The organism is Actinoplanes sp. NPDC026619 (assembly GCF_040638295.1).
Classification (GTDB): Bacteria; Actinomycetota; Actinomycetes; order Mycobacteriales; family Micromonosporaceae; genus Actinoplanes.
Map to the genome: position 1 here is coordinate 47,323 of NZ_JBEZYA010000031.1, position 12,750 is coordinate 60,072.

A 12,750-nucleotide genomic window follows, 5' to 3' on the forward strand; every position below is an offset into this window, starting at 1 on the left:
CAGCAGACGTGGGCGCGACTCAGGACAGCAGACGTGGGCGCGGGGCGAAGGCCTCGGCGGGCACCGGGACGCCGTAGGACCGCAACTGGTGGGCGCGGGTCACGACGGCTGCGCCTTCGAGCAGGTTGAGGGCGATCTGCACGACCGTGCGGTGGGCCGGCTGGGCGAGCGGGCTGCCCGCCGTCCATCGGTTGAACGCGCCGATCGCCGGGCCGCACCAGATCTGGAAGTCGGTCTGCCGGGTCGCTTCACCGGTGATCGCCCAGCGGCTCGACAGGCCCAGATAAGAGCGAAAGACCAAGGCCATCTGATGGTACGGATCCAGCTCCGCCCGCTCGACCTCGCGTGGGTCGCGTTCCCGCCAGAACTGGCGGGTCTGCTGCCAGCAGTCCTCGAAGGTGCCGCGCAGGATCTCCTTCTCGATCCGCTCGCGGGTCGCGTCCGGAATCTCGGCGAGCGACCGGTGGGCCAGATAGACGTCGTAGAGCTGACCGGCGCGCGCCGCGAACATCGTGCCGCGCCGCAGCACCTGCACCTTGACGCCGTACTCGAACATGTCGGCGGCCGGCGCCATCGCGACGTCGGCCAGATCGGCCTGCGCGAGCATCTCCTTCGCGGCCGCGGAGAGCCCGGCCTCGCGGGAGAGCTGGTTGATGGTGCCGGTCACGACGTAGTCGGCGCCGGCGGCGAAGGCGGCCGCCACCCCGGCCGGGTCGCCCAGCCCGCCGGCTGCACCGACCCGGATCGGCCGGGTGTATCCGTATTTCCTGGTCAGCTCGTCGCGCAGCGCCCGGATCACCGGGAGGACGACGGCGAGCGGCCGGTTGTCGGTGTGGCCGCCGCTGTCCGCCTCCACCGTCACGTCCTCGGCCAGCGGCACCCGCGCCGCGAGGCCGGCCTCGTCCGGGGTGATCTGGCCGCGTTCGACGAGCCGGCGCAGGATCTCAGGCGGCGCGGGGGACAGGAACCGCGCGGCGACCTCGGGGCGGGAGACCTTGGCGAACAGCTGCCGGGCCCGGCCCTCGGGGCGCAGCCCGGCGACCGCGCAGCGGACGACCGCCGGGGTCAGTTCCATGTAGGCGGAGGCCGAGACCTTGGGCACCGCGGCACGGATCAGCAGGTCGACCAGGCGTTCCTCGTGCCCGGGCTCGCTCGGCGAGTGGATCAGGTTGACCCCCCAGTTGTCCCGGCCGGGCAGGCTGTCGCGTAGTTCCGCCACCGCCCGCTCGGTGGCCGGCAGGGCGAGCCCGGCGGCGCCGAAGAATCCGAGCATCTGCGCGCGGGCCATCGCCACGACCGACGCGACGGTCGCGATGCCGCCCGCCATCTCCCCGGCGACGTACGGAAATCGCACGCCGTGGGTTTGATTGAAGGAGCGGTCGCCGAGCCACTCGGGATAGAGCGGGGGCAGCGAACCGACCAGTTCGAGCCCCGGCTCCGGGCCGGCCGAGGCGGTGTGGAGCCGGCCGCCGAGCGCGACCCCGGGCTCGTGGCCGGCGCGATCGCGCACGAGGTGCGCAGGCTCGCGGAAGCGGTGCACGCACTCGGCGATGCCCGCGGGCGAGAAGTCGGCCGCACGTTCTCCCGGCAACCAGCGCACCGCGACACCTCCCCCCGGCAGGCGCCCCTCACGTTAGTGCATCGGCGCTTGCCTTGGTCCACTTAAGATGGCGGCGTGACCCCGAGCCTGCTCATCACCGTGGCCGAGCGCCTCGACGCCGCCGCTCGGGCACCGCTCTACACCGTTCTCGACCGGCACGGCCGGGAGGCCGACGCGGCCGACTGCGCGGAGATCGTGCGGCGCGCGGCCGGCACAGCCGACCTTCTCGAGGCGGCCGGGGTCGGGCCGGGCGACCGCGTCCTGCTGGTCTTCCCGCCGGACGACGCGCTCGACTTCGTCGCGGGTTTCTTCGGGTGCATGCTGCTCGGCGCGATCGCGGTTCCGGTGGCGAGCCCCGATCCGCGACATCTCGACCGGGAGCTGCCGAAGCTGCGTCATGTCGCCGAGGACAGCGGCGCCCGCGTCGCGCTGACGCACGCGAAATACCGCGCGTTCACCCGGCTCGCGTCGGTGCGGGACGGCGTGGCGAACCGGCTGCGCGGCCGGGATACCGCGAGCTGGCCCGAGCTCTCCTGGCTCCTGTCGAACCGGGTGAAGCGGGCGGCGCCGGCGGCGGCCGCGGCCCGGCTCGCCCGCGCGGTGGAGCGGTTCGGCCCGGACGACATCGTGTACCTGCAGTACACCTCCGGCTCGACGTCGGCGCCCAAGGGTGTCGTGGTGCGCCACCGCAACCTCGTGCACAACCTCGAGCTCATCGCGCGCAACACCCAAGTCGACGGCGATTCGGTGCTGGTCGGCTGGGTGCCGCTCTTCCACGACATGGGCCTGGCCGGCGGGATCCTGAACGCGATGTACACCGGGGCCCGGTGCATCGTCTTCTCCCCGCTGACCTTCCTCGCCGCCCCGCGCCTCTGGCTCGAAGCGATCGACCGCTACCGCGGCACGCACATCGCCGGACCCAACTTCGGTTACGAGTACGTCCTACGTGGACTTCGCGAGGACGACGCGTTCGACCTGTCCTCGCTGCGGGCCACCCTCCAGGGCGGTGAGCCGATGCTGGCGGCGACGATGGATCGCTTCGCGGCCGGGCTCGCGGCGATGCGCTTCGATCCGGCGTCGTTCGTCAACGTCTACGGCATGGCCGAGGCCGTCCTTTTCATCAGCGGTCCGGTCGGCCACGCGCCGACGCTGCTGCACGCGGACCGGGCCACGCTGGACCGGGACGGCGTGGTCGTCCCCGCCTCGCCGGGCGCGCCCGCGGTGACGCTCGTCGGCAGCGGCGTCCCCGACGCCGAGCTCGGCGTTTCGGTGCTGGCGGTCGACCCGGAGACACGACAGCCCCGGCCACCGGGCGTGGTGGGCGAGCTCTGGGTGTCGAGCGCCAGCGTGTCGAGCGGTTACTGGGGGCGCAGCGACGAGGAGAACGCGGCCGTCTTCGCCGCGCGCCTGGCGACCGGGGACGAGCGGCGATTTCTGCGCACCGGCGACCTCGGGGCCATCGGCGCGGACGGCGAGGTGTTCATCTGCGGCCGCCGCAAGGATCTGATCATCGTCGGCGGCCGCAACATCCACCCGCAGGACCTGGAGGCGGCGGTGGTGGCGGCCGATCCGATCCTGCGGCCGGGCAGCGCGGTCGCTTTCGGCGTGCGGGCCGGCGGCGCCGAGCGGGTCGTGGTGGCGGCCGAGGTGCGCCGCAAGGCCCTGGACGGCGGCGAGGCGGTCCCGCTCGATCGCGCGGTGGCGTCGATCCGGGCCGCGGTGGCCGCGCACAGCGGCGTGCAGTGTCACGAGGTCCTGCTCCTGCGGCCCGGCCGCCTTCCCAAGACGACCAGCGGAAAGCCGCGGCGCGGGGAAAGCCGGGACCGATGGGCGGACGGCTCGCTGCGTAAGGCGGCGCTTTCCGGCCCGGAACGGTCGGGCACCGTGGCGGACGCGCCGTCGGGGGAGTACGTGCTCCGGCTGCTCCAGACCGAGGTTGCGGCCCTGCTGCAGTTGCCCGCCCCGGACGACGTGCCGGTGGATCAGCCGCTGCGCGATGCCGGCCTGGATTCGCTCGGGATGATGGACCTGGCCAAGCGCATCGAGGACCGGACCGGAGCGCACGTTTCGCCGGCGACCGTCTCCGACGGCTCGACCCTGCGCGACATGGCGGCCTTCGTCATGACCGGCCTCGACCGGGCGCCCGCCGAGCCGCCGGAAGCCCCGCAACCGGGCGACGTCCCGTTCAGCCCCGCTCAGGCGCACGCCCTGCGGCTGGACCACTGGAACTGGTGGAACCGCGCGATCATGCTCGACGTGCACCGGCCGCTCACCCCGGAGCGCCTGGGCCGGGCCGCGGCCGCGCTGGTCGCCCGGCAGGACGCGCTGCGGCTGCGGTTCCGCCGCGAAGGCGGCCGGTTCGCTCAGCACTACGGTGACGCCGAGAGCAGTTTCGCCGTCGAGTCGGTCGACGCCGACGGGGGTGAAGCGCTCCTGAACTACCAGCATCACCGCCTCGACGTCGAGAACGGCCCGGTGATGCGGCTCCTGCTGATCGGGGCGGGCCCCGCGCAGCGGCTGTTCATCGTCCTCAACCACCTCGTCATGGACGGCGTCACGCTGGGCATCCTGGTCGACGAACTGGACCAGCTCTGCCGGCTGGACGAGCGGGGCGAGCCGCTGGTTCTGGCGCGGACGTCGGCGCCGTTCGACGCGTACACCCGCTGGATGAATGATTTTGCTCGCGGGGGAGCGGCTGCCGATCTGGATTTCTGGCGCGCGCAACTCGAGGCGCCGCCGCCGGCCGGCTACGACTCCCGGGTGCATCCGGGCCTCAAAGAGAAAGACGTCACTTTCGTACGCCAATACCTGAGTCCCGACGAGACGCGCGCGCTCCGTGCCGTGCGGAGGGACGGCCGCCGCTCGCCGATCGCCACCACGCTGCTCACCGCGCTGGTGCGGACCGCTCAGCACCGGTGGAGCTGCGGTCGTCTTGCGATCCGGCTCTCCAGCTCGGGACGGCAGGCGGCGGTGCACGGCCTCGACCTGTCGCGGACGGCCGGCGACATGCACTGCACCTTCCCGCTCGCCTTCGAGGACAGCTCCGGCCAGAGCCCGGGCGAGACGCTGACCGCGGTGGCCGAACGGCTCACCCTCGTGCCCTCGGCGGGCGTCTCGTTCGAGGCGCTGCAGTACCTGACCGATGACCCGGGCCTCGCCGGCTCGCCGGTCCCGACGCTCTGGTTCAACTTCCAGGGCGAGGTGCCGGCGCGCAGCCGCAGCGGCCTCTTCTCGCCCCGGGACGCCCCGCTCGGCGACATGTGGGACGCCGAGTGCGGCCTCAAGCAGCCGCCGCTCTACCTCGAGTGCTCCATCATCGAGGGGACGACCCGCCTCGACTGGTGGTACTCGCCGCACCACCTGGGGTGGACCGGAGCGGAGATCGACGAGTGGACGGCCCGGTTCGCGGGCGAGCTGCGCGGCCTGATGACCGACCAGTCGTGAAGGCGGTCATCGCGGCGGTGGGCCTGCCGGCGTTCATGGTCTCGCTGGACAATCTGGTGGTCACGACCGCGTTGCCGGCGATGCGGACCGCGTTCGACGCCTCGACCGGTGATCTTCAGTGGATCGTCGACGCCTACACCCTGCCGTACGCCGCGCTGCTGCTCACCGCGGCGGCGCTCGGTGACCGATTCGGCCGGCGGCTGATCTTCATGATCGGCATCGTCGTCTTCACCTGCGCTTCGGCCGGTTGCGCGCTGGCCACCACCGTCGGCGCGCTGATGATCGCCCGCGCGGTGCAGGGCGCCTCCGGCGCGTTCGTCATGACGCTGTCGCTGGCCCTGCTGGCCGCCGGCGTGCCGGCCGGGCGGCGGCCCCTGGCGATCGCCCTGTGGAGCGGGTTCACCGGTCTCGGCGTCGCGATCGGGCCGGTGCTCGGCGGAGCCGTGGTGGAGGGGCTGCACTGGACCTGGATCTTCTGGCTCAACGTGCCGGTCGGACTGGTCGCGATGCTGCTGGCCGGCCGGCTGCTGAGCGAATCCCGTGGACAACCACGGCGGATCGACTTGGGCGGCATCGCCCTGCTCACCACGTCGATCTTCGTGCTGGTCCGGGGCGTGGTGGAGGCGCCGGCACACGGGTGGAGCTCGCCCCGGGTCCTGGCCGCTCTGGCCGGCGGTGCGGCGGTGTTCGGCCTGTTCCTCTGGTGGCAGTCGCGCAGCGCAGCGCCGATGCTGCCGCTGCGCCTGTTCCGCTCCCGGGAGTTCAGCGTCATCAACACGCTGTCCTTCAGCCTCAACATCGGCGTCTACGGCAGCATCTTCCTGCTCGCGCAGTTCTTCCAGGTCGTTCAGGGCGCCGACCCGTTGCAGGCCGGTCTGCGCACCCTTCCCTGCTCGCTGGTCCCGCTGTTCGTCGGCCCGGCCACCGGCCTGCTGATGGCCCGGTGGGGCGCGCCCCGCCTGGTCGTCGCCGGGCAGGCGCTGGTGGCGCTCTCACTGGTCTGGATGGCCACGGTCTTCGCCGCCGACGTCCCCTTCCCGGTGCTGTTCGGCCCGTTCCTGCTGGCCGGCATCGGGCTGGGACTGAGCTACCCGCCGATCAGCGCGGTCGCCCTCGAGGCCGTCCCGGAACACGAACGCGGCGTGGCCGCGGGCGTCAACAACACCGCCCGCGAGCTGGGCGTCGCCGTCGGCGTGGCGATGCTGGTCTCCATCTTCGCCACCGAGGGCGGCTACACCCCGACCACCTTCGTCGACGGCCTGGTCCCGGCCCTGGCCGCCGCCGCCGTCATCGTCGCCGCCGGAACGGCCCTGGCGTTGCTGCTCCCCGGAGTTCGCCGGGCGCAGTTGCTGGCCACCGGCGACTGACCTCCGCGTGCCGAGAATGTGGGATTGCGGGACCGCCGCGTCGGCCGCCTGTCTCATCTCGCGAGCCGCCGCACCGCCACGCCGGTCACGACGCTGGCGAAACCGGCGACGAACAGCCACAGCAGGGCCGATCCGGTCGTCGGCAGTGTTGTGCCGGTGCTGGACTTCGCGATGGGAAGGTCGAGGCGCAGAGCCCGGAACTTGCCGGACTTGTCGACGCCGGCGGCGACGAACGAGTGCGTGCCGACGCTGAGGTTGTCCGGAACGTCGACCTCCGTCTCGAACGCGCCGTCGGCGTCGGCGGTGACCGTGCCGAGCACGGTGGGCTTCGAGTAGACCGCCAGCGTGATCACGGAGAACGGCGCGTAGCCGCGTCCGGACATCTTCAGCTTTCCACCCGGCGCGGCCGAGGTGACCGGGCCGTCGGGCATCTCCAGCGGCAGGTTGGTGACCGGAGGCGCGTTGGGCACCGTCAGCTCGGTCGGGGTCACGGCGTTCGAGGACGCCGAGCTCGGCGAGTCGCCGGCGGCCGAGACGGCCACCACACTGACGGTGTATGAGGTCCCTGCGTCCCCGCCGACCACACAGCTGGCGCCGGTGCTCGTGCAGCTGGCTCCGCCCGGGAAGGCGGTGGCCCGATAGCCGGTGATCACCGCGCCGTTGGCGGCCGGCGCGTTCCACGACACGGTGATCGAAGCGAGGCCGGCGGTGGCGCTGACGCCGGTGGGCGCTTGCGGGGTCACCGGCGCGGGCGTCGTCGGCGCGGTCGTGGGTGCGGTTGTGGGCGGTGCGGTCGTGGGTGCCGTCGTGGTCGGCGCGACGGTTGGCGCCGTACTCGTCGGTGCCGTTGTAGTCGGCGTCGCCGCGGGTGCGGTGGTGGCCGGTGCTGAGGAGGCCGGCGCGGTCGTGGTCGGAGCGCTGGTCTGCGGGGTTGTCGGAGTTGTGGTCGGCTCGCTGGTCGGCGGGGTCGTGGGCGGCAGGGTCGAGGGCGTGACCGCGACGGTCGCCTCCTCGCTCCCGCCGCTGCTGTTGTGGGCACGCAGCCGGATGTTCCAGGTCTCGTCGTTCGACAGGTCGGACACCGTGGCGATCAGCGCCCCGTCCGTCCCCGGCTCGGTGGTGAGCGGCTCCCAGTCCTCGCTGTTCTCGAGGAGGACCTGGTAGGTCAGATGGCTCGGATCACCGCCGTCGTCGGCCGGTGGGAGGAAGCTCAGCCGGGCCGAGGCGTCGGCGGGCGTGGCTTGCAGCTCCCTCGGCGCCGAGGGCCGCGCCGCCGGGGTGCCGGATGCGGGCTCGCTCTCCTCGCCGTCGTCGACCTGGTTGACGCCCCGCACCCGTACCTCATAGGTCGTGCCGTTCTGCAGACCGGTGACGACGCCGCCCTGTCGTCCTCCCCGGTCGATGTCGTCGAGGGTCAAGGGCGTCCACTCGCCATCGCCGACCTTCACCTCGAAGCGGTCGGCCGGATACCGGCTCGGCATGAAGACCACCGTGAGTCGCTCGTCGCCCGACTCGAGCGCCACGTCGGCCGGGGCGCCGGGCGCGACGACCTGGGTCGGGAAGACCATGGTGGAGGCGTAGACGCCGGCACCCTCGGCATTCTTCGCGCGCAGACGGATCAGGTTCGCCGGCTGGGTCAGGTTCTCGATCACGACGCTCAGCGTGTCCGACCCGTCGTCCGTACCCTCGCTCTGCGCGCTTTGATCGTCTCCGTCGGCGGGCGGGCTTTCGTCGTCCGAGGGTGTGGTGGGCTCGTCGGCGGGTGGGCTCACGTCCTCGGACGGAGTGCTCGGCGTTTCCGTGGGCGAGCTCTCGTCGTCGCTGGGAAGTCCGTCCGTGGCCGCCACCGGAGTCCAGACCGCACCGTTGACGCTCGCCTCGTAGCCGGTGATCTCGCTGATGCCCGGATCGATCGGCGGGAAGAACAGGGTCGCCGACCTCTCGCCCGCCCGGACCTCGGAGAACCACGGAACTGCCGGTAAGTCACTGTCCGGCGTGACCGTGGTGCTCGCCACCGCACCCGTCATGTCGGTGGCCGGGTCGTAGGCCCGGAGGTACAGGGTGTTGGTCTCGTCGTTCACCAGCCGGTCGAAGACCACCTCGAATTCGTTCTCGGCGGTCGGGACGACGTTGACCCCGCGCCACTCGACGCGATCGACCGAAATCATCCATCCCCTGGTCGGAACGCCGTTGTCGGCCCCCGGCGTGAAGGTCACCGTCGCGGCGGCGTTGCCTGGCACCGGCGTACCGAAGACCGGCTTGTCGGGGCCGATGTGGGGAGAGACGCTGTTGGACTGGTTCGGCAACGAGCCGCCGGTGTCGTTCCCGTCCGCGGTGTTGAAGGCGGCAACCCCGAACATGTAGGTCTTGCCGTTCTCGAGGTTCTCGATGGTGCACGTCGTCTCTCGGGTCGCGCAGACCGGAACATCCGGCGCCGGCACCGGTTCACCGATCTCGTCACCGACGAACGTGGCGACCTCGTACCGGATGTCGGAGCCGCCGCCGTTCGTCCCGGAGGGGCTCCAGAAGACCCGTACCTGCCCGTCTTCGCCCTCGGCCGAGACGGCGCCCGGCATAGTGGGGGCCGTCCGCACGGCGATGGAGGTCAGCCCCTCGATACCGGTGGCGACCGTCGTCGAGGAGAATTCCGCAGCTGGCCGGCACAGAATTTTGCCATCGCTCGACGCGTAATACAGGTCGCCACTCTCGCTCACCGCCAGGTCGACCGGCGCGTCGTCCAGGTTGCCGACGAGGACCGTTTCCGACTCCTGGACCGGGTCGTACTTGACGATCCTCGTGGGCTGGCCGAGGTAGAGATTTCCCGCCGCATCCGCCGCGAGGCCGGACGTGGATTCGCTCGGCACGACCACCTGCACGCCGTCGCCGCTCCGGTATCGATAGACACCGCCGTCGTCGCCGTCGATGAAGTACACGGCGGCCGCCGTGCTGACCACCTTGGTCGGGTGCACACCCGGCGCGAAGATCGCCGCCACGTCGTCGGGGTCCTTGACCTGCAGCGAGTCGGAATCGGCCACAACGACCCGGCCGTCCCGGACCGCGACGTCGGAGGCGCTCGACAGATCGGGGAACAGGGACTCTCCCCACGTGGCGTCCGGCTTGAACTCGCGGACGAGAGGGCCGGCCCCGGACCCGCCGGCGACGTAGACGGCGCCGTCTACGTCGAGAGCCACGCCGGCCGGATCCGCGACCGGAAAGGTCTTCGGATTGCTGCCGTACGGCCCGACGCGCGTGAGCCCGTCCGATGCGGTGAAGTAGAGGATGGCTTCGCCGAGCCCGTTCACCGCCGGCTCGGCCATGGCCGGTGGTGCGCCGACCAGACCGACCAGGCCGACCACGAGCACCGTCAGCAGCGCGGCGCACCAGCGCCGCGGAATAGATCCGAACATCTCGTCGTCCCGCCGTGAGCCGTGTCTGAATGCACGACAAATCCGAGAAATGTCGACGCAGACTCACGTTATGGCGGCGAAACGTCCTCCACGCGCCATTCGCCGAAATTCTGGTCCGGCCGCCTCATCCGCGCAGCGGCACGCCCTCGGGAACGGACCCGGACAGGTAGCTGTGGGCCTCGTGTTCCGGCAGCGGGCGGGACAGCAGGAAGCCCTGCACGCTGTCGCAGTTGGCCCGGCGTACGTGCGCCAGCTGGTCCTCGGTTTCCACGCCCTCCGCCACCACCGTGAGTCCCAGCGTGTGGCCGAGCTCGGTCACGGCGCGGATGAGGGTTCCCTGGTTGCTGTTGTCGAGGTCGAGGAAGGTTTTGTCGATCTTCAGGACGCTGACCTGAAGGCGCAGCAGGGACGCCACCGACGAGTAGCCGGCGCCGAAGTCGTCCATGGCCAGCCGCACGCCCCGGCTCTTGATCCGGCCCAGTTCGGCGGTGACGATGTCGGACTCGTCCAGCAGGAGGCTCTCGGTGATCTCCAGAGTCAGCGCGGCGGGCGGCAGGCCGCTCTCCTGCAGCGCCTCGTCCAGGTGGGCGGAGAACGTGCCGGATTGCAGTTGCCGGACGGACACGTTGACGGTGCCGATCAGGTCCGTGCAGCCGGGCACCGAATGCCGCCAGCGCTGGACCGTCGCGCAGGCCTGCCGGAGGACGTCGCGGCCGATCTCGCGGATCAGGCCGGACTCCTCGGCCACCGGGATGAACGTTCCGGGCGGGATCAGGCCGTCCTCGGGGTGCCGCCAGCGGGCGAGCGCCTCCACGGCGGTGACCCGGCCGGAGTCCAGGGCGACGATCGGCTGGTAGAAGACCTCGATCTCGCGCGCCTCGACCGCGCGGGCCAGTTGCTGTTCCAGCCGGACCCGGCGCCGCGTCTGGTCCCGCATGTCGGAACGGAACACCTCGTAGCGGGCCTTGCCGGCCTTCTTCGCCGCGTACATTGCGATGTCGGCGTCGGCGAGAAGCTCTTCGGCGCCGGCCTGCCCGTCCAGGTGGGCGATCCCGACGCTCGCGTTGATGCTGACCTCCTGCCCGGCCACCGGGATCGGCCGCTGGATCGCCTCGATCAACCGCCGGCTCGCGGCGACCGCGCCGTCGAGGGGGTCCTCCCGGACGATGACGAGGGCGAACTCGTCGCCGCCGAGCCGGGACACGGTGTCACCGGCCCGTACGCAATCGCGGAGGCGTTCCGCGATCACTCGCAGCAGCTCGTCGCCGGCGCCGTGGCCGAGCGTGTCGTTGACGTTCTTGAATCCGTCCAGGTCGACGAGCACGGCCGACGGCGCCCCGGTGGCCTCGCCGGGCGCCTGAATGCTGTCAGCCAGCCGGCGGACGAACAGCGCCCGGTTCGGCAGGCCGGTGAGCGCGTCGTGGAACGCCTGGTGGGTGAGCTGGTCCTGCAGCGTACGGCGTTCGGACACCTCGGCGACCAGCGCGTCGTAGGCCTGCACCAGCCGGCTCCGGGTGCGGCGCCGGAGCAGGACCAGCCAGCAGGCGGCCATGATGATGACGAGGGTCATCAGCACCGCGAGCGCGTTCTGGCTGTCCCGCTTGGCCTGCAGGGACTGTCGGGTGGCTCCGTAGAAGAACTGCTCCTGCTCGTCGTACATGCCCTTGACCTGAACCTCGGTCTGCGAGACCAGGCCTCGGGCCGAGATGATCGCGACGTCCCAGTCGGTCGTCGTGCCGTCCAGGCGTGACCAGGAGAAACGGTCGAGCGACGCCTGGATCGCCCGCAGTTCGCGCACCTGGGCCGAACCGGCCGGGAACAACCCGTCCACGACGGTGAACATCCGGCCCAGCAATCCCCGGCGCACGGTGATCTCGTCGGTGCTGTCGCCCTGGCCCTGCTGGGTCAGCTCCAGCAACAGGTGCAGGGTCGCCAGCTGCAGATTGTGCAGGTTCGTCGTGCGCTGCTGCGCCACCGAGACGTCGGTGGTCATCCGGCCCAGAAGGACGCTGTTGCGTACCACGATGCCCAGCACGCCGACGGTGGCGCCGATCATCGTCACCACGAGCGCCACGTAGGTGATGCGTTGCCACAGCCGTCCCTCGGATACCGCGAACGGAACAGCTTCCGCCTCGGATTCCGTCGGCATCACTGGACAGCTATCTCCTTGACGCTCCACACCCACTGATCCGCGTTGGTGCCGGCCTTGACGCCGTCGGAGAACACCACCCGGCTCGGGCCGCCCTGATCGATCGGGATGGCCGAGCCGTCGCCGGCCCGGGTGGCCAGCATGATCCCGCCGGCCCGGATGTCGGCCAGAGACAGATCGACCGCGTAGTCGTCGAGGGCGGTGATATGCAGCCTGGTGGCGTCGGCCGGCACACCGGCAACCGCCACGAGGTCCTTCAGCCAGACCCCGCGGAACTCCATGTCCGCCTTGGTCCACGGCTCGTACAGCTTGACCTGGACCAGGCCGAGATCCTCGACGGTGCTCTGGTCGAAGACCAGATCGGCCCCCTTGTTGGAGGTCGAGATCTTCCCGGTCATGGTGAACAGGGCCTTCCCAGCCGGCGTCGGAACCGTCTGTCCCGGCTTCAGCGTGGCGACGCTGATGACCCGGGCGGCCGACGGCGTCGCCGGCCCGGGCGCCGCCGCCTGCGTTCCGGAGGAGCCACTGCTACAAGCGGCAAGCAGCAGTACGGCGGCGACCGCGCCCATCCGCCAGGATCTGGTCGACTGCATCGCGCTCTCCCCACGCCGCCGGTCACCGCTCAGGCACGGCGATCAAGCTTCGAATCGGCACCCGCGCGTCACTTCTGAGGGACCCGGCGCCCGCGGGTGGGCCGAGTTCCGCATCCCGGCCGCAGCGGGACAAGGCCCGAGCGAATGGCAGAAAAAGGTCGTTTGAGTGGGATCCAAATCGGTATTCGGG

General features: G+C 71.4%; 6 protein-coding genes. 2 read left to right on the forward strand and 4 right to left on the reverse strand.

The window, feature by feature from the left end:
- Nucleotides 1-19: 19 nt before the first annotated feature.
- The gene (locus AB0E90_RS42845; RefSeq protein WP_360418073.1) at nt 20-1,600 is read right to left on the reverse strand and encodes a PfaD family polyunsaturated fatty acid/polyketide biosynthesis protein; all 1,581 of its coding nucleotides are present in this window, start codon (nt 1,598-1,600) and stop codon (nt 20-22) included.
- A 75-nt stretch (nt 1,601-1,675) separates the two neighbouring features.
- Between AB0E90_RS42845 and AB0E90_RS42850 the strand changes: the two genes are divergently transcribed.
- Both AB0E90_RS42850 and AB0E90_RS42855 read left to right on the forward strand, forming a co-directional pair.
- Nucleotides 1,676-5,044 carry an AMP-binding protein gene (locus AB0E90_RS42850; RefSeq protein ID WP_360418074.1) on the forward strand — a complete coding sequence of 1,123 codons (3,369 nt, stop codon included), beginning with the start codon at nt 1,676-1,678 and terminating at the stop codon, nt 5,042-5,044.
- A complete protein-coding gene (locus AB0E90_RS42855; protein ID WP_360418075.1) occupies nt 5,041-6,411 on the forward strand; it encodes an MFS transporter in 1,371 nt (456 codons plus the stop codon). The genes AB0E90_RS42850 and AB0E90_RS42855 overlap by 4 nt, the downstream gene beginning before the upstream one ends.
- A 53-nt stretch (nt 6,412-6,464) precedes the next feature.
- On the opposite strand, the gene AB0E90_RS42860 is transcribed toward AB0E90_RS42855, so the two are convergent.
- From AB0E90_RS42860 to AB0E90_RS42870, 3 genes are all read right to left on the reverse strand, one after another.
- Nucleotides 6,465-9,818, reverse strand: a complete 3,354-nt coding sequence (locus tag AB0E90_RS42860) for a hypothetical protein (protein ID WP_360418076.1) — start codon at nt 9,816-9,818, stop codon at nt 6,465-6,467.
- 124 nt (nt 9,819-9,942) lie between these two features.
- On the reverse strand, nt 9,943-11,967 hold the full coding sequence (locus AB0E90_RS42865) for an EAL domain-containing protein (protein ID WP_360418077.1): 2,025 nt from the start codon (nt 11,965-11,967) through the stop codon (nt 9,943-9,945).
- Nucleotides 11,967-12,560, reverse strand: a complete 594-nt coding sequence (locus tag AB0E90_RS42870; RefSeq protein WP_360418078.1) for a molybdopterin-dependent oxidoreductase — start codon at nt 12,558-12,560, stop codon at nt 11,967-11,969. The genes AB0E90_RS42865 and AB0E90_RS42870 overlap by 1 nt, the downstream gene beginning before the upstream one ends.
- Nucleotides 12,561-12,750: the final 190 nt, after the last annotated feature.

Bases quoted from the DNA above. Each gene is read 5' to 3' on its own strand.
- AB0E90_RS42860 (WP_360418076.1), bottom strand. From the start codon at position 9,818: ATGTTCGGATCTATTCCGCGGCGCTGGTGCGCCGCGCTGCTGACGGTG.
- AB0E90_RS42865 (WP_360418077.1), bottom strand. From the start codon at position 11,967: ATGCCGACGGAATCCGAGGCGGAAGCTGTTCCGTTCGCGGTATCCGAG.
- AB0E90_RS42870 (WP_360418078.1), bottom strand. From the start codon at position 12,560: ATGCAGTCGACCAGATCCTGGCGGATGGGCGCGGTCGCCGCCGTACTG.